At 63.8% G+C, this 26341-nt stretch carries 29 protein-coding genes; 17 read left to right on the top strand and 12 right to left on the bottom strand.

The genetic code is table 11. The annotated features are described in order from the left end of the window. Nucleotides 1-109: 109 nt before the first annotated feature. The 6 genes from ACX80C_RS01510 to ACX80C_RS01485 form a co-directional block, all read right to left on the bottom strand. Entirely contained in the window at nucleotides 110-589 is a 480-nt protein-coding gene (locus ACX80C_RS01510; protein WP_459324455.1) for a hypothetical protein, read from the bottom strand. A gap of 226 nt (nucleotides 590-815) precedes the next feature. Beyond that, complete coding sequence (locus tag ACX80C_RS01505) at nucleotides 816-1967, bottom strand: hypothetical protein (protein ID WP_459324454.1); 1152 nt, start codon at nucleotides 1965-1967, stop codon at nucleotides 816-818. Nucleotides 1968-2442: 475 nt separating this feature from the next. Further along, nucleotides 2443-3210, bottom strand: coding sequence for an SCO1664 family protein (locus ACX80C_RS01500; RefSeq protein ID WP_459324453.1), 768 nt, complete (start codon nucleotides 3208-3210; stop codon nucleotides 2443-2445). Beyond that, nucleotides 3210-3758 (bottom strand): DUF3090 domain-containing protein, encoded by a 549-nt coding sequence (locus tag ACX80C_RS01495; protein ID WP_459324452.1) that lies wholly within the window; start codon nucleotides 3756-3758, stop codon nucleotides 3210-3212. The genes ACX80C_RS01500 and ACX80C_RS01495 overlap by 1 nt, the downstream gene beginning before the upstream one ends. 9 nt (nucleotides 3759-3767) lie before the next feature. Continuing rightward, the gene (locus tag ACX80C_RS01490) at nucleotides 3768-4514 is read right to left on the bottom strand and encodes an MSMEG_4193 family putative phosphomutase (RefSeq protein ID WP_459324451.1); all 747 of its coding nucleotides are present in this window, start codon (nucleotides 4512-4514) and stop codon (nucleotides 3768-3770) included. Nucleotides 4515-4533: 19 nt separating this feature from the next. Beyond that, the gene (locus ACX80C_RS01485) at nucleotides 4534-4668 is read right to left on the bottom strand and encodes a hypothetical protein (protein WP_459324450.1); all 135 of its coding nucleotides are present in this window, start codon (nucleotides 4666-4668) and stop codon (nucleotides 4534-4536) included. Between ACX80C_RS01485 and ACX80C_RS01480 the strand changes: the two genes are divergently transcribed. Together ACX80C_RS01480 and ACX80C_RS01475 are read left to right on the top strand one after the other, a co-directional pair. After that, nucleotides 4667-5383, top strand: a complete 717-nt coding sequence (locus ACX80C_RS01480) for a VOC family protein (protein WP_459324449.1) — start codon at nucleotides 4667-4669, stop codon at nucleotides 5381-5383. The genes ACX80C_RS01485 and ACX80C_RS01480 overlap by 2 nt on opposite strands. A 57-nt stretch (nucleotides 5384-5440) precedes the next feature. After that, nucleotides 5441-5797, top strand: coding sequence for a VOC family protein (locus ACX80C_RS01475; protein ID WP_459324448.1), 357 nt, complete (start codon nucleotides 5441-5443; stop codon nucleotides 5795-5797). A 45-nt stretch (nucleotides 5798-5842) separates the two neighbouring features. On the opposite strand, the gene ACX80C_RS01470 is transcribed toward ACX80C_RS01475, so the two are convergent. Beyond that, nucleotides 5843-6043, bottom strand: a complete 201-nt coding sequence (locus ACX80C_RS01470) for a hypothetical protein (RefSeq protein WP_459324447.1) — start codon at nucleotides 6041-6043, stop codon at nucleotides 5843-5845. A gap of 284 nt (nucleotides 6044-6327) precedes the next feature. On the opposite strand from ACX80C_RS01470, the gene ACX80C_RS01465 reads away from it, so the two are divergent. The 8 genes from ACX80C_RS01465 (at nucleotide 6328) to ACX80C_RS01430 (ending at nucleotide 14509) form a co-directional block, all read left to right on the top strand. Then, the gene (locus tag ACX80C_RS01465; protein WP_459324446.1) at nucleotides 6328-8493 is read left to right on the top strand and encodes a heavy metal translocating P-type ATPase; all 2166 of its coding nucleotides are present in this window, start codon (nucleotides 6328-6330) and stop codon (nucleotides 8491-8493) included. A gap of 71 nt (nucleotides 8494-8564) precedes the next feature. Continuing rightward, nucleotides 8565-9062: a hypothetical protein gene (locus ACX80C_RS01460; RefSeq protein ID WP_459324445.1), complete on the top strand. Its 498-nt coding sequence runs from the start codon at nucleotides 8565-8567 to the stop codon at nucleotides 9060-9062. Nucleotides 9063-9142: 80 nt separating this feature from the next. After that, entirely contained in the window at nucleotides 9143-9817 is a 675-nt protein-coding gene (locus ACX80C_RS01455; protein WP_459324444.1) for a DUF305 domain-containing protein, read from the top strand. 103 nt (nucleotides 9818-9920) lie between these two features. Then, nucleotides 9921-11384 carry a protein adenylyltransferase SelO gene (locus tag ACX80C_RS01450; RefSeq protein WP_459324443.1) on the top strand — a complete coding sequence of 488 codons (1464 nt, stop codon included), beginning with the start codon at nucleotides 9921-9923 and terminating at the stop codon, nucleotides 11382-11384. A 113-nt stretch (nucleotides 11385-11497) separates the two neighbouring features. Then, complete coding sequence (locus tag ACX80C_RS01445) at nucleotides 11498-12277, top strand: thioesterase family protein (protein WP_459324442.1); 780 nt, start codon at nucleotides 11498-11500, stop codon at nucleotides 12275-12277. 101 nt (nucleotides 12278-12378) lie between these two features. Beyond that, nucleotides 12379-12663, top strand: a complete 285-nt coding sequence (locus tag ACX80C_RS01440; RefSeq protein ID WP_459324441.1) for a DUF427 domain-containing protein — start codon at nucleotides 12379-12381, stop codon at nucleotides 12661-12663. A 22-nt stretch (nucleotides 12664-12685) separates the two neighbouring features. Continuing rightward, nucleotides 12686-13714, top strand: a complete 1029-nt coding sequence (locus tag ACX80C_RS01435; protein WP_459324440.1) for an aldo/keto reductase — start codon at nucleotides 12686-12688, stop codon at nucleotides 13712-13714. A 48-nt stretch (nucleotides 13715-13762) separates the two neighbouring features. After that, nucleotides 13763-14509, top strand: coding sequence for a lipoate--protein ligase family protein (locus ACX80C_RS01430; protein WP_459324439.1), 747 nt, complete (start codon nucleotides 13763-13765; stop codon nucleotides 14507-14509). Nucleotides 14510-14520: 11 nt separating this feature from the next. Here ACX80C_RS01430 and ACX80C_RS01425 read toward each other — a convergent pair whose 3' ends face one another. The 3 genes from ACX80C_RS01425 to ACX80C_RS01415 form a co-directional block, all read right to left on the bottom strand. Continuing rightward, nucleotides 14521-15150 carry an MBL fold metallo-hydrolase gene (locus ACX80C_RS01425; protein WP_459324438.1) on the bottom strand — a complete coding sequence of 210 codons (630 nt, stop codon included), beginning with the start codon at nucleotides 15148-15150 and terminating at the stop codon, nucleotides 14521-14523. Next, the gene (locus tag ACX80C_RS01420) at nucleotides 15150-16235 is read right to left on the bottom strand and encodes an S-(hydroxymethyl)mycothiol dehydrogenase (RefSeq protein ID WP_459324437.1); all 1086 of its coding nucleotides are present in this window, start codon (nucleotides 16233-16235) and stop codon (nucleotides 15150-15152) included. The genes ACX80C_RS01425 and ACX80C_RS01420 overlap by 1 nt, the downstream gene beginning before the upstream one ends. Nucleotides 16236-16328: 93 nt before the next feature. Next, nucleotides 16329-16586 carry a mycoredoxin gene (locus ACX80C_RS01415; protein WP_167992679.1) on the bottom strand — a complete coding sequence of 86 codons (258 nt, stop codon included), beginning with the start codon at nucleotides 16584-16586 and terminating at the stop codon, nucleotides 16329-16331. Between the two features lie 158 nt (nucleotides 16587-16744). Here ACX80C_RS01415 and ACX80C_RS01410 point away from each other — a divergent pair, with 158 nt between their 5' ends. The 7 genes from ACX80C_RS01410 (at nucleotide 16745) to ACX80C_RS01380 (ending at nucleotide 23537) form a co-directional block, all read left to right on the top strand. Further along, nucleotides 16745-17068, top strand: coding sequence for a chorismate mutase (locus ACX80C_RS01410; RefSeq protein ID WP_459324436.1), 324 nt, complete (start codon nucleotides 16745-16747; stop codon nucleotides 17066-17068). Nucleotides 17069-17233: 165 nt separating this feature from the next. Then, nucleotides 17234-19288, top strand: a complete 2055-nt coding sequence (thrS, locus tag ACX80C_RS01405) for a threonine--tRNA ligase (RefSeq protein ID WP_459324435.1) — start codon at nucleotides 17234-17236, stop codon at nucleotides 19286-19288. Nucleotides 19289-19294: 6 nt separating this feature from the next. Then, nucleotides 19295-19918: an HIT family protein gene (locus tag ACX80C_RS01400; protein WP_459324434.1), complete on the top strand. Its 624-nt coding sequence runs from the start codon at nucleotides 19295-19297 to the stop codon at nucleotides 19916-19918. Next, on the top strand, nucleotides 19908-20513 hold the full coding sequence (gene pgsA / locus ACX80C_RS01395; RefSeq protein WP_459324433.1) for a phosphatidylinositol phosphate synthase: 606 nt from the start codon (nucleotides 19908-19910) through the stop codon (nucleotides 20511-20513). The genes ACX80C_RS01400 and pgsA overlap by 11 nt, the downstream gene beginning before the upstream one ends. A 136-nt stretch (nucleotides 20514-20649) precedes the next feature. Then, entirely contained in the window at nucleotides 20650-21564 is a 915-nt protein-coding gene (gene pdxS, locus ACX80C_RS01390) for a pyridoxal 5'-phosphate synthase lyase subunit PdxS (RefSeq protein ID WP_459324432.1), read from the top strand. Between the two features lie 111 nt (nucleotides 21565-21675). Beyond that, nucleotides 21676-22932 carry a CapA family protein gene (locus tag ACX80C_RS01385; RefSeq protein WP_459324431.1) on the top strand — a complete coding sequence of 419 codons (1257 nt, stop codon included), beginning with the start codon at nucleotides 21676-21678 and terminating at the stop codon, nucleotides 22930-22932. Nucleotides 22933-23042: 110 nt separating this feature from the next. Then, nucleotides 23043-23537: a DUF4262 domain-containing protein gene (locus ACX80C_RS01380; protein ID WP_459324430.1), complete on the top strand. Its 495-nt coding sequence runs from the start codon at nucleotides 23043-23045 to the stop codon at nucleotides 23535-23537. Nucleotides 23538-23559: 22 nt separating this feature from the next. On the opposite strand, the gene ACX80C_RS01375 is transcribed toward ACX80C_RS01380, so the two are convergent. Both ACX80C_RS01375 and ACX80C_RS01370 read right to left on the bottom strand, forming a co-directional pair. Beyond that, complete coding sequence (locus tag ACX80C_RS01375; RefSeq protein ID WP_459324429.1) at nucleotides 23560-24276, bottom strand: GNAT family N-acetyltransferase; 717 nt, start codon at nucleotides 24274-24276, stop codon at nucleotides 23560-23562. Next, nucleotides 24273-26291, bottom strand: coding sequence for a M3 family metallopeptidase (locus ACX80C_RS01370; protein ID WP_459324428.1), 2019 nt, complete (start codon nucleotides 26289-26291; stop codon nucleotides 24273-24275). The genes ACX80C_RS01375 and ACX80C_RS01370 overlap by 4 nt, the downstream gene beginning before the upstream one ends. Between the last annotated feature and the right edge of the window lie 50 nt (nucleotides 26292-26341).

Raw genomic sequence — 26341 nt, 5'->3', positions numbered from 1 at the left:
AGATTCCCTTGGCCATGACGTAGGACACCGCTTGCTCCGGAGCGAGTTGACCTGCCCGGACGTGATGTGCAAGATGATTGCGGGCGTGCTTCTTCTCGTGTGACCCGGTTCAGCCGTTGTTGCCACCGAAGAATAGCGCGTGGTCAAGGTCGGCCTTTACGTCATCGGACAGGTTGCTGGCGTTGGTACTGCCGTCCAGCAGGTTGATCGCACCGGAGTCGGACGCCCACTCGGCCAATGGGAAGCTCACGGTCTCGACCACGGCGAGCGAGTACCCGCGAGCCAGGTTGAGAGCGAGCTTCAAGGTCCGCTCGTCCGGCACGTAGGCCAGCACCGGACCACGTTCGAACCGCTCCTTGCCCTGCGGCGTGGCCTGACCACCCTCCCGAGCGATCTGTTCCAGGCTCTCGATGCCCCGAGCGTTCTGGAAAGTGTTGGTCACCAGCAGTACCTTGACGCCCTCGGCCTCGCTGCGCTCCCGGATCCAGTCGGTAGCCAGTTCTGCCGCCTCATCCCAAGGACGCTCGGGATCGTCGTCGGGCACCCAGGCGGCGGCCTGTAGGTGGGTCGTTGGGTGTAGGTCGACCACCGTGCACCTTCTTTCATGTGTTGTCGAAGTAACTGCTTCAAGCCTGTCACAAGGCACCGACAGTTTCGAGTGGCGCGCGGCCCCCGCAAGGTTGTCGGCGCGCGGGTGCAGATTTGCCGCACCTGATGGGACGCCCTGAGCGACCCCGCGCACTTATTCCTAAAGACTCGTCCCACGGTCCCAGACAACCGGTCACCAGGCTGACAAATCTCCCTGGACATCACAGCTAATGAAACGTCACCACTTCTCCCGTGTGACTTGCAGGGGTGTACTTGATCCCGACCTGGTAGCGGCGGACCTTGGCCGTGTCGTCGGGGAATTCCACTGGCACGGTGAACATTAGAGCGTTGTTCTCGGGAGCGGGCTCGCCATCACGGGTCCCGCGGATGAACCGCAGGTGGAACATGAGACCGCTCCGGATCTTGGCTTCAATCGCCTGGACGAGTTCCTCGCGACTCAGTCCATCCAGTCCAGCCCTGCGAAAGGAGGCTCTGTGGCCATTGGTCTCGCTCGTCAGATGGTTGAACCGTCGCTCGTCGAGATCAAGCTTCAGCTCTCTGAGCGGGCTCTGCATGCCACCAAGCGCAGTGAGCGTGAGCGCACTGTCTTCGTCCGCCCACTCCGGTATGCCATTGTCCATCCGGTGGTCGAGTAGCACGCCGTAGAGCGGCTCCTCCACTCCGACGAGGCGGAAACCGTTGTCTGTGGTGGGCGGGATGACGTGCGGTGAGCCGTTCTCGTCGGCTGGAACGACGAGCGCATCGTCGTCGCGGATCGCGTACTGCGGAAGCAGCATGAACGACTTGAGTGGAGTCCATGTTGAGCAGTCGATGTACCCCAAGTACGCGGCGGTCGAATCTCGCAGTGCGGCGTCCATCGTGCTGACCTGTGTTCGCGACATATTCGTGAGATAGAGGGCGTAGTACTGTTCGGTGGCCAATCGAGGAAAGTCGTCCGTGCGGACAAGGTGCTCGTCTAGTTCTTTCCAAACCCAGTCCGGCGGCGCATTGAGTATGTCGCCCTGGCTGATCGCTGTCCGATGAGGCCCGTGACGCCAAAGCGCCGGCAACCAAGCTTTCGAGAGTTCGAACCCGTAGTAGTTGCTCCCGACGGCGGTGGAGTCGAAGAGGAAAGCGACCTCCGCATGTGTCGTTCGAGGAGTCAGCGCCCATCGCAGGTTGGTGTACTTCACGCCGCCTTTGGCGAGTTCTCGGGTCGTCTCGCGATGCAACTCGTGAATCAGGTCGCCTACATGTTCGCTGTCGAGGTTGAGCGCTGTTGCACTCGAGGAGACATAGACGTTCGTGTAGTTGTTCAGCGAATGGATAGTAAAAGCGGAATCTGGCGCTTCTATAGGTGCTTCGGACTCGCTGGTCATACGCCAATAGTCTCGCAGAGCGTTCCGCTCTACCAAGTCGGTTACTCGATCAGGAGGCGCCATTGATCTACCGTCGCTGCCCTAAACCGCTCGGTGAGGGACTAGTTTTCGCTTGGATCGCGGCAGCAAGTCCCCCGTGGGTCCACACCGGCATCCTATGCACTTCAAACCGCCGACAAATGGAGACTACGCTACGGATAGCGTTTACTTGGCTGTTCGACAGGCTGTTCGACAGGCTGTTCGAACTCGTATCCTGCTTCGAGACAACGACCGGCTTGTCCTCGGCAACATCATCGGGCGCGTCGTCGATTACGAGTTTCGCTTGAGCGTCCAGCCAGGTCGACTGGGAGTGCGTGTCGAGGTCCAGCGCGACGGCAGAACCAGCTCTTAGTGGGAGGGGCACGCATAGGGCACGGAGTTGCGGACGGGCTGCAGAAGCCGCATGATTCCGCGCTTCCCGTTAGGACTGGGACCTCTAGAACAACGGCCAGGGCACCGCTGACATCCGTCCTCTTGGTGCCGGGAACCGTCCAGCGGAGCGCAACACGGCGCAGCGCTCGGTGAGTGCAGCAATTTCGTCGACGGTGAGCAGGTCCGCCAGGTCTTGGCCGAGTTCACCCTGCAATGCCTCGCTCACACGTTTGACGCCGTCGAGCTCTTCGGTGGTCAGCGGGTCTCCCAGCCAACCCCAGAGCACCGTGCGCAGTTTGGGCTCGCTGTGGAAAGTCAACCCGTGGTCAACGCCGTACCGGTGACCGGTGCTCAGGGGAAGGATGTGGTCGCCTTTACGGTCGGCGTTGTTGACGATCACGTCGAACACCGCCATGCGTCGGAGCGCCGACGTATCCTCGTGGACGAGGGCGACCATACGGCCCTGCTCGTCCTGACCTTCGAGGACCTGCTTCCATCCCGTCTCCGGTACCTCGTCCGCCGCGACGAGGTCCACCGCGTTCTGGTCAGGATCCGTCTCCTGCCAAAGCTGCACCATTCCCTCGCCGAACGGGCCGTCACGCAGCCAGGTGCGCGGGACTACGTTCCACCCGAGAGCCTCCGAGACGAGGTAGGCGGCTACCTCCCGGTGGGCCAGGGCGCCATCGGGGAAATCCCAGAGCGGACGTTCACCCGCAACCGGCTTGTAGACCACGGTTGTGTCGCCGATGCTGCCCAGGAATGTCGCGTTCGACGCCGTCGTGATGCGACCGGTGAGCGTCAGCTCGGCGGTCGCGAGGTCGGGCGCCGGCATCAGGCCTCGGGAATGGCGCAGGTGTGACCGTCGGTGTCGATGGGCTCACCGCAGAGCGCGCAGATCGGACGCCCGGCGCCCACAACTTCCCGCGTGCGCTTGGCGAACGCACGGGCGGTACCGACCGGCATCCGCACCCGCAGCACCTCGGACGCGTCAGTGTCGTCCTCGAGAAGTGCGTCGTCCTCAGCATCACCGTCGGGAAGCGGGTAGGCCTCGATGACGAGCTGCGCCGTCGTCGGATCCCACGCCAGGCTCATCACGCCGGTGCGGAACTGCTCCTCCACCGCCTCGAGTTGGTCATTGTCGACCAGTTCGATCGGTGTGCTCGTGGGAACGCTGAAGGGGTTCCCCTCGAGGGTGATGAGCTGGTCGAGGATCTCGTCGATCTTCTCGGCAAGCTGGGCCGACTGCTGCTTCTCCAGCGCGATACTCACGATCTGCTTTCCGGTGCGCACCTGCAGGTAGAACGTGCGCTGCCCGGGAACACCAATGGTGCCAACGACGACGCGGTCAGGCCAGGCAAACTCGTGAACAGTTGTAGGCATAGGACTATTTTAGGCTGATCGGGCTGATCGGGCTGATCGGGCTGATCGGGCTGATGACGGCGTGTGCCCTGCACCACCGCCCACCGGCGCATCGTCGGAGTTCACAGTGTTCGCCAGCCATGACAGATCCCCGGCTTCGGTGTTGGTTGCGTGGACCGTCGGCCGAACCGCACCGTAGTGCACGATTGAAATTGAAGCCGGACCCGCGCTGATGCGCTGGAACAGGTCGAGGTGCATGCCGAGCGCGTCGGCGAGAATGGACTTGATGATGTCGCCGTGGCTCACCGCGGCCCACACAGCCCCTGGCCCGTGCTCCGCCTCAAGGACCGCATCGCGGCGTCGGATCGCCGCTACCGATCGGGCCTGCATCGCAGCCATGGACTCGCCGCCGGGAAAGGTCACGGCGGACGGTTGCGACTGCACGACCGACCACAAATTCTCCTTGGCCAGATCGCTAAGCGTGCGGCCCTGCCACTGGCCGTAATCACATTCAGTGAGATCGGAATCGAGACTGATGTCGAGCGGGGCGCGTCGGGCGCCCGTCTGGCGCTTGAGGATGAACTGGGCGGTCTCCTGGCACCGCTCAAGGGGGCTCGACACTACGTCAAGGATGGGTACGGCCGCGAGCCGGTCAGCCGCTGCCGCCGCCTGGTCGCGGCCAATTTGATCCAGGCTGACGCCGTCGGCCCGACCGGCCAGCATGCCTGAAGCATTCGCTGTGGTGCGGCCGTGCCGCACGAGAATAACTGTCGCCATCCACCCAGCCTAGCCATGCTCACCCGCCCAGCCCGACGGCGGGACTCACCTCCGGCGGCGGGTGGCCGCCGTCGTCGTCGTGCTGGATCTTCACAGCCCTTGAAGCGCCGATGCGTTGAGCAGTGGGCTGCGACTGGCCTACGGTGAGATCCATGTACCTGGAGAATGTGGTGTTCGACGCCCTTGACCCGCAGCGACTCGGCCGGTTCTGGGAGACGGTGGTCGGCGGGGAGAGGCTCACTGATGAGCATGACGGGTTCGAAACGAGGCTCGCGATACCGGACGGACCAACACTGGATCTGTGTTTCCAGCGCGTGCCGGAGCCACCGTCGGCGGAACCGCGAATCCACCTCGACTTCCACGGCGGGTACCGCCAGGAGCAGGAGGTGGAGCGGCTGATCGGATTGGGTGCGCTCCGGCTCGATATCGGCCAGGGCGAGGTTCCCTGGGTGGTACTGGCAGACCCGGAGGGGAATCCCTGCTGTGTAATGGGGGACCGGCCAGCCTTTGAGGACACCGGGCCGATCGCGGGGATTCCGCTCGACTCGGCTGATCCTGACCGGGACGCAGCTTTCTGGTCATGGCTGACTGGGTGGACGCCCTCGACCCAAGTGCCGCGTTCCCTCCGGCACTCTTCCCGGCGGGGCCCGGTCCTCGAACTGTGTGACGAACTGCGTGCGAAGGGAAACGTGAAGAACCGGATGCACCTCGACGTTCGGCTCGATCCCGGGGAAGACCCAGATGGCATTGCGGTGGCCATTGCAGAGCGCGGCGGCCGTGAAGTGACTGCGCAGCCGAATGGGTTGCCGTGGCGGACCTACCAAGACCCTTCCGGTAACGAGTTTTGCGTGCTGCCGGCTAGCCCGTGACGACGACCGGTGGCATACGGACACAGGTTGTCCGCAATGGCCGCTAATCTCGCTGACATGGCTATTGCACGCTTTCCAACGATCGTTCTTGACTGCCCGGACCCCGAAGCGCTGGCAGCTTTCTATGGCTCCATGCTCGACTGGGAGATCAAAGGAGAGGCGGATTGGGTCGAAATCCGCGCCGACTACGGTCAGGCCATCTGCTTCCAGCAGGTGAACTCCTATGCGCCGCCCCAGTGGCCTTCACAGGAACATCCCCAACAGATGCACCTCGACATCGTTGTCGATGACCTGGACGCAGCGGAAACCGCCGTCGTCGGCCTCGGCGCTGTCAAGCACGAGAATCAGCCCGGTACCACCTTCCGGGTGTTCCTGGACCCCGCCGGGCACCCGTTCTGCATTTGCTCCAACTAGCGTTATTCCGCGACTAAGCGGTTCCCGGCTACCTCATCGGCGGGGCTATCCCGGGAACGGCATGAAGGGTACGTCCGGCTTGCCGTCGCCGTCCTTGTCCCCGTAAGCCCTCATCGCCAATTCGTCGGCCTTCTTCTCACTCCCCTGGATGTGGACGTACCCCTCCCGGAAGTCCTTCTGCTGGGCAGATGCAGCAGCGGCTTGCTTGCGCTCGAACGTGCTTTTCCTGCGCCGGAAAATGGACATACTTGGCTCCCTTCGATCCCGCAGTCCCAACGGCGCCAGGCGGAAGGCCCATCGCCGACATAGATCAAAAATACGCCCGGCCAGCGGGGAAAGCGATAGATGGCGGACGGCGTTGACGCATGAGCCGAGGTGATCGCCAACTTGGTACGACAGGCTTGACATATACCCCTAGGGGGTATATGTTTTCCAGTACCGGAGCGGGAAGTCCGAGCCCCCAATGGGCCGCTTACTCCTTGAAGGTCACCTCATACGGCAATCAAGTCGACCTCCGGAGGAGATTGACCATGAAACATCCCTCGAATGACCAACCGGCATCCGTCGAAGCGGATCACCACACGCATGGCAATACCAGCATGAGAAGCCGGACAGCTCCCGGCGCAGACAAGCACGGCGGCCATGACGCCCACGCGTCGCACGCCGATCATGAAGTGCATAGCCACGGTGAACACGCAGGGCACTCAACGGCAATGTTCAGGAATAAGTTCTGGGTCAGCCTGATACTGGCCGTCCCTGTCGTGCTGTTCAGCCACATGTTCGCCATGATTGTTGGCTACACGCTGCCCGAGTTCCCCGGCTCGCTGTGGATCTCGCCGATCCTGGGCACCATCATCTTCATCTACGGCGGTGCACCGTTCCTCAAAGGCGGCATCGCCGAACTGAAGTCCCGTCAACCGGGAATGATGCTCCTGATCGCGATGGCAATCAGCGTAGCCTTCATCGCGTCCTGGATCACCACCCTCGGCATTGGTGGTTTCAACCTCGACTTCTGGTGGGAGCTCGCGCTCCTGGTGGTGATCATGCTGCTGGGCCACTGGATGGAGATGCGCGCCCTCGGCTCGGCCGCCGGCGCGCTGGACGCCCTGGCCGCTCTGCTGCCGGACGAAGCGGAGAAGGTTACGGAGGACGGAACCGAATCCGTCCCCGTGAGTACCCTTGCTAGCGGTGATGTTGTGCTTATCCGTTCCGGTGCCCGGGTGCCGGCAGATGGCACCATCATCGACGGCGCTGCCGAATTCGATGAATCCATGATCACCGGTGAATCGCGCACGGTCTCCCGCACAATCGGTGAGGTGGTGGTTGCTGGAACGGTAGCAACCGACAACGCGGTCCGTGTGAAGGTCACGGCGGTCGGCTCGGACACCACGCTGGCCGGTATCCAGCGACTGGTTGCCCAGGCGCAGGCATCGTCGTCCAGGGCACAGGCCCTGGCCGATCGAGCAGCAGCACTGCTGTTCTACTTCGCGCTCATCTCGGGCATCCTCACCTTCGGAGCATGGCTCCTGATCGGCAGCCCGGATGACGCCGTCATCCGCACCGTCACGGTGCTGGTCATAGCCTGCCCCCACGCCCTGGGCCTTGCGATCCCATTGGTCATTGCTATCTCCACCGAGCGTGCAGCGAAAGCCGGTGTGCTGATCAAGAACCGAATGGCTTTGGAGCGGATGCGCACCATCGACGTCGTATTGTTCGACAAGACCGGCACCCTCACCGAAGGGCGCCCCGCTGTCACCGCCGTCACCTCAACGGGAGGCGTCAGCGAAGCGGAGCTTCTGGCCCTCGCGGCAGCAGCCGAAGCGGACAGCGAACACCCTGTTGCCAGGGCGATCGTCAACGCTGCGGCCGAGAACCAGGACGCGGGAGCGCTCGGATACCGGGGGAGCGAATTCTCCTCAATGACCGGCCGCGGCATACAGGCAACCGTGAACGGCTCTGCGGTGATTGTCGGTGGGCCGAACATGCTCAAGCACCTTGGCCAACAGACGCCCACGGAGATGAGCGCCACAGTCGCCGAATGGGTGGGCAGGGGAGCATCCGTTCTACATGTCGTGCGCGATGGGGTGGTCGTCGGGGCGCTGCGCCTCGAGGATCGTGTCCGTGGGGAGTCCCGGGCAGCGGTCAAAGCGCTGCAGGACCGGGGCGTGAAGGTTGCCATGATCACCGGAGACGCGCGCCAGGTCGCCGATGCCGTCAGTGCGGAGCTCGGTATTGACGAGGTTTTCGCTGACGTCCTGCCACAGGACAAGGACTCGAAGGTCGCTGAACTGCAGTCCCGCGGACTCAAGGTCGCAATGGTGGGCGACGGCGTGAACGACGCCCCGGCGCTGGCCCGCTCAGAGGTGGGAATCGCCATCGGCGCGGGCACCGACGTCGCAATGGAATCGGCCGGCGTCGTGCTGGCAGGAAATGACCCGCGGTCAGTCCTTGCGATGATTGACTTGTCCAGGGCCAGCTTCCGGAAGATGATCCAGAATCTCGTCTGGGCGACGGGCTACAACGTCCTGGCCGTCCCGCTGGCGGCCGGGGTGCTTGCTTTCGCAGGTATCGTTCTATCACCTGCGGCGGGCGCGGTTCTCATGAGCGTCTCGACGATCGTAGTCGCGCTGAACGCGCAACTGCTTCGTCGGATGAACCTCGACGCGAATCGCATCACCACTACGCCGGCGCAGTAACCGTACGACGGCGGCGACCTCCTTCCTGATCGGGGGAGGTCTAACTCGGAGCCAGGGAAAGGAGGCCAGCCATGTTAGGCAGCCGTTATAAGACGACGCGGCTTCTGGAGCTCCCGCGCGCCGCCCTGACTTTCGCCGGCCTCACCGCCGTGATCGTCGGAATCCTTGCCATGCACGTCTGGATGGGCGGACACGGTCCGACGGCAGCCCATGGCGCCAATGCCGGGCCAGCGTCGGTCATAACCGGATTTCCGACCTCCAGTAGCGGCTGGCACGACGAGGGCCATCTACACCACGAGGACACCGTCCTCGCAAGCATCGATCCCGCTGCGGTCGCAGATCCCTCTGACAGCGGTACGGCATACAGCTGCACTGGCCCCTGCGAGGACGGCATGGCGATGGGCGTATGCGTGCTGGCGCTCATTGTCGTAACCCTGCTGACCTTCCTGCGCCCGGCAGGCAGACCCGTTCCCGGCTCTGCCCTGCTGCGGTGCCTCCTGCGCGTCCGCGTACTGCCGCTCGCAATCCCGGCTCCGTCCCTGATCCGACTCTGTATCAGCCGCACCTGACGTCGGCCTCAGAGCGCCACGGCCCCGGCCGGTGCGCACTGCAACAGACACCCTACGTAGAACAGAAGGATCAGATCAGCATGAAGCAGTACCTTTCCCTCTCAGCCCTGACTCTCGCAGCCGCCATCACTCTCAGCGGTTGCGGTAGCGATGCCGGCAACTCCGCACCGGCAGGCGACGGTTCATCGTCGAGCCAGGAGACAGCCGAGACCTCAACCGAGCACAACGATGCGGACGTCTCGTTCGCGCAGCTGATGATTCCGCACCATCAGCAGGCAGTCGAGATGAGCGAGCTCATGTTGACCAAGCAGGACATCAGCCCTGAGGTATCCGACCTCGCCACCCGGATCAAGGACGCACAAGCGCCGGAGATCGAAACCATGACGGCCTGGCTGCAGGCCTGGGGTGAACCCGTTCAACCTGACGACATGGATTCCGCCGATGGCCACAGTATGGAGGGCCACGACATGGGTTCCACTGATGGAGCGGATGAAGCTGATGGATCGGATGGGGCAAATGAAATGGCCGGCATGTTGAGTGAAGACCAGATGGCCGAGCTTGAAACGGCGACCGGCAACGAAGCGGTTCGGCTCTTCCTCGAATCCATGATCGCCCACCATGACGGCGCCGTCGACATGGCGCAGGATGAGATCGAAAACGGTAAGAACGCTGAAGCGATCGCCCTCGCGGAGGAGATCGTGGAAACGCAACAGGCGGAGATTCAGCAGATGGATGAGATGCTCGCCGACCTCTAGGATCGCCACTGCCGTGGAGGGGAGGCAGCCCCTTCCCTCCACGGAACATCAGGCGAAGCGCGGTCAGGGAACAAAGGGTGCGGCCGCGGCTGTTATTCAAGGCGTGAGCGCATCAACAGCACCTACCCTGGTCTTCGGCAACAGCTTCGCCCGCGAACTCCCCGAGTTGGGAGCTCCCTGGCGGGCCGACGAGTGCAGCGACCCGCAGCTTCTTCTCCTCAACGAGCAGCTCGCAGCCGAGCTCAGCTTGGACGCCGACTTCCTGCGCAGCGCGGACGGTGTGCGCCTGCTGGTCGGCGAAGTGGTTCCGGACGGCGCCACACCGGTTGCACAGGCGTATGCGGGACACCAGTTCGGCGGGTACAGTCCGCGCCTCGGCGATGGGCGGGCACTGCTATTGGGCGAGGTGACCCACGTTGACGGCCGCCTCCGGGACATTCACCTCAAGGGCTCAGGCCGTACGCCCTTCGCGCGGGGTGGAGACGGCCTGGCTGCACTTGGCCCGATGCTGCGTGAATACATCGTCAGCGAGGCGATGCACGCCCTTGGTATCCCGACCACGCGCTCCCTCGCCGTCGTCGGCACCGGCAATTCGGTGCGCCGCGAGACACACCTTCCCGGAGCAGTCCTGGTCAGGGTGGCCGACAGCCACGTGCGTGTGGGTACCTTCCAGTATGCAAACGCAACGGGCCAAACTGACCTGCTCCGGCGTGCTGCCGACTATGCCATGAACCGTCACTACCCGGATGCAGCACAGGCGGCGAACCCATACCTCGCACTGCTCGACTCCGTCATCGCGGCCCAGGCCTCCCTGGTGGCCCGGTGGATGCTGGTGGGCTTCGTACACGGGGTGATGAATACCGACAATATGACAATCTCCGGCGAGACCATCGATTACGGGCCGTGCGCGTTCATGGAGGCGTTCGATCCATCCGCCGTCTACAGTTCCATCGACGACGTCGGGCGCTACGCCTACGCCAATCAACCGGTCGCAGCCCACTGGAATCTCGCAAGGTTCGCCGAAGCGCTCCTGCCCCTGCTCGATGAAGACCAGGACCAGGCGATCAGGCTCGCCGAAGAATCGTTGGCCGGATTCCCCGGGCTGTACAGTGCGGCCTGGACGGCGGGCATGCGTGCCAAGCTTGGCTTGACGGACCATACCGACGACGCCACATCCGCGGACCTGGCCGGTGAGCTACTCACCCTGCTCGAGGAGAGTCAGGCTGATTTCACGTCTTTCTTCCGTGTCCTCAACTCGGCGGCACGGGGAGACGCAGCGCCGGCCCGGGCGTTTTTCCCGGATCCGGCGGCCTTCGATGCCTGGGCCAAGCGCTGGCTTGCCCTCTCGCCCGACGCCGCCGCCATGGATCGCGTGAACCCCGCCTACATTCCGCGGAACCATCTCGTGGAGGAAGCCCTGGCCGCCGCTGGGCGAGGCGACCTCAGTCCCGTTGGCGGGTTGCTCAAGGCCGTGACAGCGCCCTTCGATGAGCGGGAGGGTTTTGAGCGCTACGCCGAACCTGCGCCGTTGGACTTCGGAACCTATCGCACGTTCTGTGGGACCTGAGGACTTACCACCCTCTGATTTCCGGCCGGTTGCGCCGCTGTGGTTGAGTATTGTCGCAGTAGGGCCCTCATGAGCGGGCGTTCATTTCCAGCAGGAGCGAGTGCATCAGGACAATGGCGGATTCCTATTATCGAAACCTCGGAAACGGGCGATACGAAGCAACCATCCACGCACAGGGAGCCTGGAATGACCACGAGCAGCACATGGCTCCGGCATCCGGCCTGCTTGCGCACTGCCTTGAGCGATTTGAGCCCCGTGAGAACCTGCTCATGGCCCGGATCTCATACGAGATCCTCGGTCTGATCCCACTGGACACCGTGGATGTCTCGGTGCGGATGGTCAGGCCCGGACGCACCATCGAACTGCTAGAAGCCGAAATGAACCACGGTGGCAGGACAGCGATCCGCGCCCATGCGTGGCGGCTGGCGGCCAGCGATACGGCGTCGGTCGCCGCTGCGGAGGAAGAGCCGCTGCCCGGACCCGACGACGGCGTAGAGCATGACGCCGTCGCAGAGTGGCCCGGCGGCTACATCCAGTCCATCGAGGCACGCCGCCTGCCTGGCCACCGGCCGGGCCGCGGGAGGGTCTGGCTGCGTACACCGCACCCCCTGATCGAGGGCGAGGCATCGTCGGATGTGGTCCGCCTCATTGGACTCATGGATACGGCGAACGGGATCGCCACACGCGTGCCGCCGGGCCCCGGAAGCTGGGCGTTCCCCAACGTGGACCTTCAGGTTCACCTGCACCGGCAGCCCAGGGGTGAGTGGCTGGGACTGGACACCCGTGTCACGTTCGGCGGTAACGGGATAGGCCTGACCTCGTCCGTGCTGCATGACCTGGAAGGGCCCTTCGGCCGGACCGAGCAGATCCTGACGCTTCGCAAGCTTTCCTGACCGATCATCAGGGAATGTGCGGGGCGGCGTCGTCGTTACTTTCCGGTACCGGCCATTCCAGCGCGTCCGGCGCTGGGCGGTGCAAGAGGAAGAAGGACATCATGGCCAAGGCAGTCTGGAACAACCAGGTCATCGCTGAGTCCGAGCACACGGAGATGGTGGAGGGAAACCACTACTTCCCCAAGGACAGCGTGAAGACAGAGTTCCTCAGGTCCAGCGACATGCGCACAACCTGCCCATGGAAAGGCGAGGCAAGTTACTACAGCCTCGAAGTCGACGGCGAGCTCAACGAGGACGCCGCCTGGACCTACCCGCAACCCAAGGACGCGGCAGCAAACATCACGGATCACGTCGCGTTCTGGCGTGGAGTGACCGTAACCGACTGATCAGTAACGACGAGGAGTGCATATGCAGTATCGAAATCTCGGCAACAGCGGGACCGCAGTGTCAGCGTACGCCCTAGGCACCATGACCTTCGGCGCGGAAGCCGACGAAGCTACCTCCCACACCATCCTCGACGACTACGCCGACGCCGGCGGAAACTTCATCGACACTGCTGACGTCTACACGGCGGGCGCCTCCGAGGAAATCATCGGACGGTGGCTTGCCAAAAGCTCGGCGGCGCAGGACATGGTCCTCGCCACCAAGGGCCGCTTCCCGATGGGCAAGGGCGCCAATGACCTGGGACTCTCGCGCAGGCACTTGCGCCGTGCCCTCGATGCGTCGCTGGCGCGGCTGAACGTGGACCACATTGACCTCTACCAGATGCATTCCTGGGATCCGCTGACCCCGCTCGAGGAAACACTGGGATTCCTCGACGACGCCGTGAGCGCCGGCAAGATCAGCTACTACGGCTTCTCCAACTACACCGGCTGGCAGCTCACAAAGGCCGTGCACCTCGCGAAGGCGCGCGGCTGGGATCAGGCGGTTACGCTCCAACCCCAGTACAGCCTGTTGGTGCGCGGCATCGAGGCCGAAATAGTACCGGCAGCGCTCGACGCCGGTATTGGACTCCTGCCGTGGTCTCCGCTGGGCGGCGGCTGGCTCACGGGTAAATACCGCCGGGATGCGGTGCCCGAAGGCGCCACACGCCTTGGCGAAAACCCCGAACGCGGCATGGAAGGGTGGAAGAAGCGCAACCAGCAGGAGAAGACGTGGGCGATTATCGACGTCGTACTCCAGACTGCCGAGACGCGCGGAGTCAGCGCGTCCCAGGTGGCGCTGGCGTGGGTGGCACAGCAGCCGGCGGTCACATCAGTGATCCTTGGCGCGCGAACGCCCGGGCAGCTGGCGGATAACCTCGGCGCAGCAACGCTGGAGCTGACACCCGAAGAGGTCGCGAGGCTCTCAGAGGTAAGTGCGCCGGATCTCGCGGACTATCCGTACGGTACGCCCGGAATCGAGCAGCGGAGCCGGAACATCGACGGCGGCCGTTAAGCTGGTTCCGGCCATATACGGCGGACCGGTTGGAGCTGCGCAGGAACCATGACTCAGGAATTAACGGGCGCGAGCGCCCCGGTGTGGTCCGTGCAACCTCTACAGGTGCTCTCTGATCCCTCGGCTGGAGCGGCGGTGGACCTCGAGCGCGGTCTTACGCTGCTCCGCGCCGCGGCCGAAGGTCGGCTCCCTCCCACCCTGCGGCTGTACCGACCTTCGCCCACCGTGGCCTTCGGCCAGCGCGATGCCCGGTTAGCGGGATACGCCGCCGCCGAAGAGGCCGTTCGCGCCCAGGGTTTTACGCCGCTCATCCGCAAGGCCGGCGGGCGCGCTGCCGCCTATCATCAGGGCTGCCTGATCGTTGACCACATTGAGCCGCATCCAGACGCCGTCGCCGGCTCCCGGACGCGTTTCAAGCTTTTTGGGGAGTTGCTCGCCGATGCGCTGCGACGGGTTGATGTGGACGCCGCTGTCGGCGAGATTCCCGGCGAGTACTGCCCGGGAGAGTTCAGCGTTCACGGAAACGGCGCTCAACAGGTCAAGCTGGTCGGGACCGCGCAGCGGGTAATTTCCGGCGCGTGGCTCTTTTCATCTGTGATCGTCGTCGAAGGTTCGGCGCCGATCCGCCGGGTCCTGGAAGTCGCATACTCGGCGCTCGGCCTGGATTGGGACCCCGCCACGGCAGGAGCAGCCGAAGATCTCGTACCTGGAACCACAGTTGAGAAGGTGGCGGACGCCGTCGTCGCGGTCTATCAGGCGGCGGCGGGGGGCTGGAGCCCGGCCTCCCGCATGTGACGCTTGCTCCTTCAGTGTCCGCGCGCGATCCACTCCTGCAGGTGGGGCGCTTCCTCGCCGATGCTCGTGGAGTCTCCGTGGCCGGCCCTCACCACCGTGCCGGCCGGGAGGGGCAGCAAATTATCGCGGATCGAGTTGATGATGGTCGGGAAATCGCTGTAGGAGCGGCCCGTGGCGCCCGGGCCGCCGCGGAACAGCGTGTCTCCGCTGAACAGCGTGCCGGCGTCGGGCAGGTAGAAGCAGACTGACCCGGGGGAGTGACCGGGGGTGTGGATCGCCTGGAGCGTGACGCCGGCAATGTTGAAGGTGTCGCCGTCGGCAATCTCACGGGCCGGAGCCGAGTCACCGTACACCGTGTCCCAGAGCATCCGGTCCGCGGGGTGCAGGTAGATCGGCGCCCGTACAGCGTCGAACAGGTCTCCAACGGCGCGGATGTGGTCGTCGTGTCCATGCGTCAGCAGGATGGCACGGACCTGCCGGCCGTTGATCTCCTCAACGATGGCACCAGCGTTGTGCGGGGCGTCGATGACGATGCACTCGGTGTCATCCCCGACGATCCAGACGTTGTTGTCGACTTCCCAGGTGCCGCCGTCGAGCGAGAAGGTACCCGATGTGACCAGATGATCGATTCGCGCAGCCATCAGAACTCCACCACCGAACGCAGCACCACGCCGTCGTGCATCTTCGCGAAGGCGTCCTCGACCTCGTCGATGGAAATTCGTTCAGTGACGAAGGCATCAAGGTCCAGGTTTCCCTGCTGGTAATGACTCACCAGCATCGGGAAATCCCTGGACGGCAGGCAGTCGCCGTACCAGGAAGACTTAAGCATGCCGCCGCGGCCAAACACGTCAAGGAGCGGCAGTTCAAGTTTCATCTCGGGTGTGGGAACGCCAACCAGCACAACGGTGCCGGCGAGGTCGCGTGCGTAGAACGCCTGCCGGTAAGTCTCCGGGCGTCCGACGGCGTCAATGACCACGTCCGCTCCGTTACCCTCCGTGATCTTGCGGATTTCCTCCACCGGATCGGTCTCGGTCGAGTTGACGAGATCCGTAGCGCCCAGTCCGCGCGCCAGCTCAAGTTTCCGGTTGTCGATGTCCACGGCGATAATCCGGGTTGCACCGGCGAGTTTCGAGCCGGCAATCGCGGCAATGCCGACGCCGCCGCACCCAATCACTGCCACCGAATCTCCGCGCTGCACGTTACCGGTGTTGATAGCGGCCCCGATTCCGGCCATGACGCCGCATCCCAGGAGTCCGACGGCGGCGGGATCAGCTGAGACATCCACCTTTGTGCACTGCCCGGCCGCCACAAGCGTTTTCTCGGCGAACGCTCCGATGCCCAGAGCGGGGGAGAGCTCGGTGCCGTCCTCCAGGGTCATCTTCCGGGTGGCGTTGTGCGTGTTGAAGCAGTACTGAGGCCGTCCGCGCAGGCACGCACGGCACTGTCCGCACACGGCGCGCCAGTTGAGAATTACGCGGTCGCCGGGCTGCACGTTCGTGACGCCCTCACCAACGGCGCTGACAACACCGGTTGCCTCGTGGCCCAGCAGGAACGGATAGTCATCGCTGATTCCCCCCTGCTTGTAGTGCAGGTCCGTGTGGCAGACCCCGCAGGTCAGAATGTCCACCAGGGCTTCACCGGGGCCGGGGTCCGGAACATTGATGGTGACGACGGAAGCTGGCCCGTCCTTTTCCATTACCACTACGCCCTTGACGCTGTGTGCCATTGAATACTGTCCTATCGCTGGGTTGTCTCGGACGTTCCCAGCTTAGGCATTGGCGGCGACTATTGTCTTGCGCGAGTCAGTGCCCCGGATTGGTCATGCGGCGACGCGGGCCTTGACCTCGGAGACGGAGGGGTTGGTGGCCGTGCTGCCGTCAGGGAAGATGACGGTCGGAACGGTCTGGTTCCCGCCATTGAGGGATGCCACGAGCTCCGCGGTGCCTTCGACCTCTTCAATGTTGATCTCCTGGTAGCCGATGCCCTGCGCATCGAGCTGTGACTTCAGGCGGCGGCAGTAACCGCACCACGACGTCGAAAACATGGTGATAGTACCGGCGGCGGGTGTGTAGTCCACGGTGCTCCTTTATTTCTTGAGGTCCTTGGCTGCATGTGTTGCGTCGGCATTCACAACGCAGCTCGAAGCCTGTGCATTCCCACGGCTGATTCGTCCAGGCAGCGCGCCTGCTCCGTAACAGCAGTGCCGAGGGCAGTGCACTCACGTAGTCTCGGACTATGCCGAGCCCTCAAACGCCTGACTCCAAGAAGCCCGACGCGGCCAACGCCGAACAGTTGAACGCAGTGCGGATCGCGATCAACGAGGTGGATGAGCAGATGGTGGGGCTGATCTCCCGGCGGGAACGCCTCGTTCGCCGCGCGGGATCACTCAAGCACGACGACGCCTCGGTGCGCGCGCCCGCACGGGTGGAGCAGGTGATTGCCAACGTCCGTGCGTATGCAGAGAAGCAAGACGTTGATCCAACGGTGGTGGAACAGACCTACCGGGCAATGATCGATGCCTTCATCGAATACGAACTGAAGGTACGCAGGCGACCCTAGACCTGGGAATATCCAGAGTCGGCCGCCCTGCCCGGGACGCGGGAAGGGCACGGCTGATTCGCATTGGTTGGCCACCGGCGCAACCGATACCATCAAGGGACCGCGGCGGGAGTGTTGTGCTTCAGGCTCTGCGCCACCCGCCGGTACGGTTGTTTGACCTATTGGATGTTAACCTGTTCGCCCCTACCAAGGAGACCTCACGTGTCAGCGCCCCCATCAGTCACCCTCATCGTCAACGGCGAAGAGCAGCGGGTGACCAGCGGGACCACCGGCGCGGACCTCTTCGGCGAGCAGCGGGACGTCGTCGTCGTACGGGTGAATGGCGAACTGTGGGACCTCAGCCGTACCCTCGGGGACGGCGCAGAGGTGGAACCGGTCACGATCGATTCACCGCAGGGCCTGGAAGTGCTGCGTCACTCGGCCGCTCACGTAATGGCTCAGGCGGTGCAGCAGCTACGTCCGGACGCGAAGCTGGGCATCGGTCCGTACATCACTGACGGCTTCTATTTCGATTTCGATGTTGTTGAGCCCTTCACGCCGGAAGACTTGAAGCAGCTCGAAAAGATGATGCTGAAGATCGTCAACGCCAACCAGCTGTTCGCACGCCGCGAAGTAAGCGAAGCCGAGGCGCGCGAGGCAATGGCGGATGAGCCCTACAAGCTTGAGCTGATCGGCCTCAAAGGCGGCAGCGGCGGGGACATCACCGACGACGACGGCGCTTCCGTCGAGGTCGGCGCCGGCGAACTGACCACCTATGACAATGTCGACCGTAAGTCGGGGGATATTGTCTGGAAGGATCTCTGCCGCGGACCCCACTTGCCGAACACCAAACTCATCTCCAACGCATACGCGCTGACGCGCTCCGCCGCGGCGTACTGGCGGGGCAGCGAGAAGAACAAGCAACTGCAGCGCATCTACGGAACGGCCTGGCCCACGAAGGATGCGCTGAAGGCGTACCAGGAACGCCTCGCCGAAGCCGAACGCCGTGATCACCGCAAACTCGGCAACGAGCTCGACCTCTTTTCCTTCCCGGATGAGCTTGGTTCCGGCCTGCCCGTGTTCCACCCGAGGGGCGGCATCGTCCGCAAGGCGATGGAGGATTACTCCCGCCAGCGCCACGTGGACGCCGGCTATGAGTTCGTGTACACGCCGCACATCACAAAGGGGCACCTCTACGAGGTTTCGGGCCACCTCGACTGGTACCGGGACGGAATGTTCCCGCCCATGCACGTGGATGCGGAACTCGATGAGGACGGCAAGGTGCGCAAGCCCGGCCAGGACTATTACCTGAAGCCGATGAACTGCCCCATGCACAACCTGGTGTTCCGGTCCCGCGGGAGGTCCTACCGCGAACTGCCGCTCCGGATGTTCGAATTCGGCTCCGTGTACCGTTACGAGAAATCCGGCGTCGTGCATGGCCTCACGAGGGTCCGGGGAATGACCCAGGACGACGCCCACATCTACTGCACCCGCGAGCAGATGAAGGACGAGCTCACCACAACTCTCAACTTCGTGTTGGGCCTCCTGAAGGACTACGGTCTCGACGATTTCTATCTCGAGCTCTCCACCAAGGATCCCGAGAAGTACGTGGGCGACGACGCGACGTGGGACGAGGCGACCCGCACCCTCGCCGAGGTTGCGGCAGCATCCGGTCTCGAGCTCGTACCTGATCCTGGCGGAGCTGCGTTCTACGGCCCGAAAATCTCGGTGCAGGCCCGTGACGCGATCGGCCGGACATGGCAGATGTCCACCATCCAGCTGGACTTCAACCTGCCGGAACGCTTCGAGCTCGAATACCAGGCGGCGGACGGAACCCGTCAGCGCCCGGTCATGATTCACCGTGCGCTGTTCGGCTCCATCGAACGGTTCCTCGGTGTACTTACGGAGCACTACGCCGGCGCCTTCCCTGCCTGGCTCGCACCGGTTCAGGTCCTTGCCATCCCGGTCGCGGACGCCTTCAATGAGTACCTTTTCGATGTCGTTGACAAGCTCAAGGCTGAGGGCATCCGTGCGGAGGTGGATATCACCTCGGACCGGTTCCCGAAAAAGATCCGCACTGCCAGCAAGCAGAAGGTGCCGTTTGTGCTGATTGCCGGCGGCGATGACGTCGAGGCGGGTGCCGTTTCCTTCCGCTTCCGCGATGGAAGCCAGGATAATCAGGTGCCGGTCGATGAAGCGCTGAAGCGGATTGTGGAAGCCGTCCGCAACAGGGAACAGTAGCCGCCCATGCATGAGGACGCAGGCGCCGGCGGGCAAGACGCCGACGACTCAGACGTGACGGACGGTTTCGAGTTGCCCGGAGTGCCGGATGCCTTTCAGCGCCTTTGGACGCCGCACCGGATGGCATACATCAAGGGGGGCCAGGGGCAGTTCAGCCGGCAGGAGGATTGTCCGTTCTGCGCAGCGCCTGAGCGTTCCGATGAAGATTCGCTGATTGTGCATCGTGGGCAGAATGCGTACGTGGTCCTGAATCTGTTCCCCTACAACCCAGGTCACCTGCTGGTGTGTCCGTATCGCCACGTTCCGGACTACACGGACATCACGCGCCAGGAAACGGTCGAGGTCGCAGAGCTGACCCAGACGGCGATGCACGCGCTGCGGAGTGTCGCCCGCCCTACTGGTTTCAATCTCGGGATGAATCAGGGCGTCACCGGCGGCGCGGGTATCGCAGCCCATCTGCATCAGCATGTGGTTCCGCGCTGGAGCGGCGACGGTAACTTCTTTCCGATCATCGCGCAGACCAAGGCGATCACCCAGACCCTCGACGAAGTGCGCGGGCAGCTCGCCGCTGCATGGGATGAAGCCAGTGCTGCCTGTTCCAAGGCGCCGGGGGCAGCACATGTTGAATAAGTACACGCGCACGTTCTTCACAGCGCTCTTCACGCCGTTGGCCGCACTGCTGCTGAAGTGGAAGGTAACGCCCGACGCCGTCACCGTGGTAGGGACACTCGGTGTAGCGGGCGGGGCGCTGGTGTTCTATCCGCTGGGGCAGCTGTTCTGGGGCACTGTGTTCATCACGCTGTTCGTGTTCTCCGACATTGTGGACGGCATTATGGCCCGCACCCAGGGCCGCAGCGGATCGTGGGGCAGCTTCCTGGATTCCACGCTGGACCGGATCGCAGACGGCGCCCTTTTTGCCGGCGTCGCAATCTGGTTCTTCCTGGGTGGGGGCAACAGTGCCATAGCCTTGGCCGCGCTGGCCTGCCTTGTACTCGGGATGATTGTGTCCTATGCGCGAGCCAAAGCGGAGTCGCTCGGCTACACAGCGAACGTAGGAATCGCTGAACGCGCTGAGCGCCTCGTTTCGGTACTTGTCGTGACGGGCCTGACGGGGCTCGGACTACCGGAGGTGGTGCTGCTCGCCGTCCTCATCCTGCTCGCGCTGGCCAGCGTCATCACCATCATTCAGCGCATCCGGGCGGTCAGGCTGCAGGCCACAGCCTGATCGAAGTCCGCCCGTCGGTCTGCTGTCCGGGTGCACAACTGGATCGCCGTTACGCGCAGTTGCTGACTGGCGTTTATCGGCCCGGCACGGACGTATCATGGAATGTCATCTTTTCTCTACCCTGAGGGGCCAAACTGTGTCCACTGTTGAAGAAGCTTCGACCACCGCGTCAGTGACCGGCAGCAGCCGCGTCAAGCGCGGGATGGCGGAAATGCTCAAGGGCGGCGTCATCATGGATGTTGTCACCCCGGAGCAGGCACGCATCGCTGAGGATGCCGGTGCCGTGGCTGTCATGGCGCTTGAGCGGGTGCCGGCGGACATCCGCGCGCAGGGCGGCGTATCCCGCATGTCGGATCCCGACATGATCGACGGCATCATTGAAGCCGTTTCCATCCCGGTGATGGCCAAGGCCCGGATCGGCCACTTCGTCGAGGCGCAGGTGCTTCAGTCCCTTGGTGTGGACTACATCGATGAGTCCGAGGTGCTGACCCCGGCCGACTATACGAACCACATTGACAAGTGGAAGTTCACGGTCCCCTTCGTGTGCGGCGCAACCAATCTCGGTGAAGCGCTGCGGCGCATCAACGAGGGGGCGGCGATGATCCGTTCCAAGGGTGAGGCGGGCACCGGCGATGTTTCGAACGCCACAATGCACATGCGTAAGATCCGTTCGGAAATTTCGCGCCTGAGTTCCATGGCTGAGGATGAGCTGTACGTTGCCGCGAAGGAACTGCAGGCTCCGTTCGAGCTGGTGAAGGAAGTTGCCGCCGCAGGCAAACTTCCTGTGGTGCTCTTCACGGCGGGCGGCATCGCTACCCCGGCTGACGCCGCGATGATGATGCAGCTTGGTGCTGACGGGGTGTTTGTCGGCTCCGGCATTTTCAAGGCGGGGAACCCGGCGGAGCGAGCGGCTGCCATCGTGAAGGCCACCACCTTCCATGACGATCCTGACATGGTGGCCAAGGTTTCCCGCGGCCTTGGCGAAGCGATGGTCGGCATCAACGTGGACGAAATTCCGCAGCCGCACCGCCTTGCTGAGCGCGGCTGGTAACCCGAAGCGATCAGTAAAAGGAAGGGGTCGGATGAAGAGTCCGGCCCCTTCCGCCGTTCCCAGACGGTGAATTCCGTCCGGCGGAGAAACCCAACGGCCTATCCTGAAAGCGTGGATAGGCGGAGTTTTCGTGGGGGAGCGGCGGCGCTGGCAATGCTGCTGGCACTGTCAGCCTGCGTCGGTGCGGATCAGGTCCCTGCAGGCAGTACCGACGAAAGCGCGCCGACAGCGAGCACGCGTACGCTTCAATCTCCGCCCGACCCGTCGCCGTCGATCCCCGCCGAGTCCCAAGGCTCGGGCGGAACCCCTGTTCCGAGCGGTCCTGCGTGCCCGGCGGCTGCATGCACCAGCGTCGTCGTCTCAGGGGACCTGCTCCTGCACGAGGCCCTGTGGGAGCAGGCGCGGGCGGACGGCGGAGGCTCCCTCGACTTCGGCGAACTCCTTGCCGCCCAGGAGGAGTACGTAGCGCCGGCGGACCTCGCAGTCTGCCACCAGGAAACTCCGCTCGCTGAGCCGGGCGGACCCTTTTCGGGTTTCCCGGCCTTCAATGTCCCGCCTCAGATAACGGATGCCGTGGTTGAAGTCGGCTATGACGCCTGCACAACGGCGAGCAACCACACAATCGACGCGGGTACAGCCGGACTCAACCGCACGCTGAACACGCTGGACCGCGCTGGACTCGAACACACTGGCTCATACCGCAGCCCCGACGCCGTTGAACCGTTAATCGTGGATGCCGGGGACGCCCGCATCGCCGTCATCACCGGAACCTACGCGCTCAACGGACTGGTTCCCGAGTTCCCCTGGCAGGTGGATTTGCTGGATCCGGCGGCAATGATAGAGAAGGCGCGTCAGGCACGTGCTGCGGGCGCCGATCTTGTCCTCGCTGCAGTCCACGCGGGTGACGAGTACGCCGATTACGCCAATGCACAGCAGCAACAGGTTGCGCACGCATTGGTGGACAGCGGCGAGTTCGACCTCATCTACGGTCATCACAGCCATTCCGTGCTGCCGATTGAGAAGTACAACGGCGTCTGGATCGTCTACGGACTGGGCAATACCCTCGCCGCCCACGTGACCCCCGACATCCGGAACACCGAGGGCATCCTGGCCCGGGCAGACTTCCAACAGAACGACGACGGCGTGTGGCACGTTGAGGAACTTCGCTGGCTCCCAGCCACCTGGAACGGGCCCGGACACCGCTGGTGTCCGGTCGCCGCCGATCAGCTCGAGCAGATGGCGGCAGAGGGCACCGCCTGCGTGAGCGCCGCCGAGGACGTTGCCAGCCGTGAGCGCACCAAAGCCACCGTTGAGTCGATGGGCGCTGCAGAGGACGGCGCTGGGGAGTGGGTGCTCCAGCAGCCATAACGTGTCCGGCACCGACGCCCCGACACGTTTTGTCAGAGCCGGAGGGAAGACTGACTTCACCGCCTGTTGAGGGCGGGGCAGGTCATCCCATGCGGCAACAGGAGGCAAATATGTGCGATATGTGTAACGGGGCAACCTGGGACGAGGTCGTTGAGCAGACTAGAGAACGTGTGGCGCGCAGCGGCGTCCAGCTTCAGTACGTGTACAGCACAACCACCAGTCCACCCGTCTGCTACACGGTCGGCCTTACCGTCCATGGGGCTCCGGAGATTCTGCTGACCGGCCGGATGATGGAAGAGACAGCCGATATGCTCAACACGCTCGCGGACATGGTGGTGAACGGACGGCTGGTGCTGGTGCCTGAGCTGGAGGTTCCACTCAAGGAACGCAGGGTACATCTGGCTCCACTGGAGATTCCAGGGGACGTGCTGCTTATCGCAGATGAAATCTACGGGAAGAAACTTCGGGCGCTCCAAGCGGTTTGGGCAGATGACTCGGACCAGCTGCCGTGGGAGCAGGATGTCGCTGACGTTCTCACCCAGCCACTGTTCGGATCACCGCCGCGGCGTGTGCTGCAGGGTGGCCGATGGCAGCGAATTGATTGATGGCCGTTACGGCAGAACGCTCTCACCGGTCGAGGTGCAGCCACCACGTCTGGCCGCGTCCAATCAGGTCGAAACCCCGCCGGGAGTACAGCTCATATCCCGCCGGGGTGGCATTGAGCGCCAACTCCTTCGCGCCAGCCGCTGCAGCCTGACCCCCGGCAGCGGCCAGCAGCGCTGTCCCGAGTCCGCGACGGCGGTGCTGGGGAAGCACCTCCATGTTGAAGATACCTCCCAGAGTGCTGGAGCCGCCCGCGGAACGGTCGAAGAAGGAATAAGCTGCACCGGCGGCCGCGCCATCCACGCGGGCAAGCGCGTGCCATGCCCGCGCCGGTGCAGCGCTGACCACCGCCAGTTCGGCGGCGAGAACACCGGAGTACTCAGGTACTGCCGACGTAAGCTCCACGCCGTCCGTGCGGAATGTGGAGAGCGCATCGGCTGGCGCGCTCATCCACCAGGGCTGCCACCCGGGTGTGAATCCGAACTCCGCCAGACCGGTTGCACGCACAGCGGCGTTCAGCCAGACGCCGACTGTCTGAACGCCCAGGCGGACCCCCTCGGCCAGGCCCGGCCCCAACCCCGCCGTGGAGATTCTTGCGGGGAACATCAGCATGAGTTCTGAGCGCGCAGGCAGCCAGATCCAGTCGCACTCGTGGGTGGAGAACGTGCGGCCGCCGGTTGCCTGTGCCAGCGCGGCGTACCAGGACCGCTGGAGACGTTGGCAACCGGCGATCGTCGTCATGCCTGTTCGGCCAGGCCCCTGCGCTCAAGAAGCGGCTCAATGCTGGCGGCGCGTCCGCGGAAGGTCCTGAACGCTTCGAGGGGATCAACACTGTATCCACGTGAGAGCAACTCCTTGCGGAAGTGTTCTCCGTTTGCCCGGGTCAGGCCGCCGGCTTCCTTGAACCATTCGACGGTGTCCGCGTCCAGCACTTCACTCCAGATGTAGGCGTAGTACGCGGCAGAGTAGCCGCCGCCGAAGATGTGCTTGAAGTATCCGGTACGGTAGCGCGGCGGTACCGGTGCGTAGTCCACACCAGCCTCACGCAGTGCCTGCTGCTCGAAGGCGAGCGGATCCTCCACCGTGGCTCCGGGGGAAAGTTCGTGCCATGCGAGGTCAAGCAGTACTGCCCCGAGGTACTCGGTCGTGGCGAAACCCTCGCCCCACTGCTGCGCGGCCAGGAGCTTGTCGATCGTTTCCGCAGCCAGGGGTTCTCCGGTCCGGTAGTGGCGCGCGTAGTTGTTCACCACCTCCGGCCACAGGATCCACATCTCGTTGACCTGCGAGGGATATTCGACGAAGTCACGCGGCACCGACGTCCCCGAGAACAACGGGTAGGTGACGTCCGAGAACAGGCCGTGTAGCGCGTGGCCGAACTCGTGGAAGGTGGTGCGCATCTGATCGTAGGTCAGGAGCGTCGGTTCCCCTGCCGGCGGCTTGGACACGTTCAGGTTGTTGACGACGACGGCGCGCGTCCCGGTGAGCCGGGCCTGCTCCACGAAGGAGTTCATCCAGGCGCCGCCGTTCTTGGTATCACGGGTGTAGTAGTCGCCCAGGAACAAACCGAGCTCGGTGCCGTCTTCCTCACGGACCTCCCAGACCCGTACATCCGGGTGGTAACCCTGAAGATCATCCCGCTCATGAAACGTGAGCCCGTACAGCTTGTTGGCTGCGAAGAAGACGCCGTCCTTGAGAACGCGTTCCAGTTCGAAGTAGGGGCGGAGGGAAGCCAGGTCAACATCGAACCGTTCGGTTCGGACCTTCTCCGAGTAAAACGCCCAGTCCCACGCTTCGATGGGGTGTCCGGCCGCCGCCTCGAGTTCCTGCGCCTCGGCGCGGGCATTCCGTACGGCCGGCTTCGCGAGCCGGTCGAGCATCTGGTGAATGGCATCCAGCGACGGCGCGGTCTGGTCATCCGTTGCCAGCGCGGCATGGTTCTCGAAGCCGAGCAGTGCTGCGCGTTCGGCCCGCAGTGCGGCCATGCGGGCAGCTACCCCGGTGGTGTTGTTGGCATTGTCGCGGAAGCCCCTGTTGATCGATGCTTCGTACAGACGCTGACGGGTCTCGCGGTTGGTAAGTGTCTCCAGCGCCGGCTGGGCGGTGGGAAGGATGAGGGTGAGCAGATACCCGTCCGGGTGTCCGGCAGCCTTTGCGGCATCTCCCGCAGCGGCGAGGTCGTCCTCGGTGAGCCCGTCCAGCTCAGCGGGATCCGCGACCAGCACAGCGGAATCGTTCATCTCCCTCATGAGGCGCTGCGAGAAGTCAGTGCTCAGCCGCGAGAGTTCTCCGTTCAGCTCCCTCAGGCGTTGCTGGGCTGCGGGGTCTAGTTGTGCACCGGCACGGACGAAGCGCTGCCGGTACTCCTGGACCAACCGGGCCGATTCTGGGTCAAGGCCTTCCACCGGCACTGCGTTGACCCGCTCGAACAGCAAGCCATTGAGGTAGATGTTGTCTTCGTGGGCGGCCATTTTCGGCGCGATTTCCTGCTCGATGGCCTGAATGCCCTCCGTCGAGTGGGACGAGGAGTTGTTGTAGAACACAAGCGCCACCCGGCGAAGCGCGTGCCCGGCGCGCTCGAGGGCGATGATCATGTTTTCGAACGTCGGCGGTTCGGTGTTGCCGGCAATTGAGTCCAATTCGGCGAGATGCCCGCTAAATCCGGCCTCGAAGGCGGGCAGGAAATGTTCCTCGCGGATCTGGGCGAAAGGCGGCAGCTGGTACGGCAGTGTACTCGTGGTGGAGAAAGGGTTGCTCATGAGAACCAACCTTTGCACAACGGGCGTCACCTCTCCAGCGAATACCGCTT

The sequence above is a fragment of the Arthrobacter tecti genome (genome assembly GCF_054511355.1).
The sequence above is the reverse complement of the archived record's forward strand: the minus strand, read 5'-3'. Positions and strand labels throughout refer to the sequence as shown.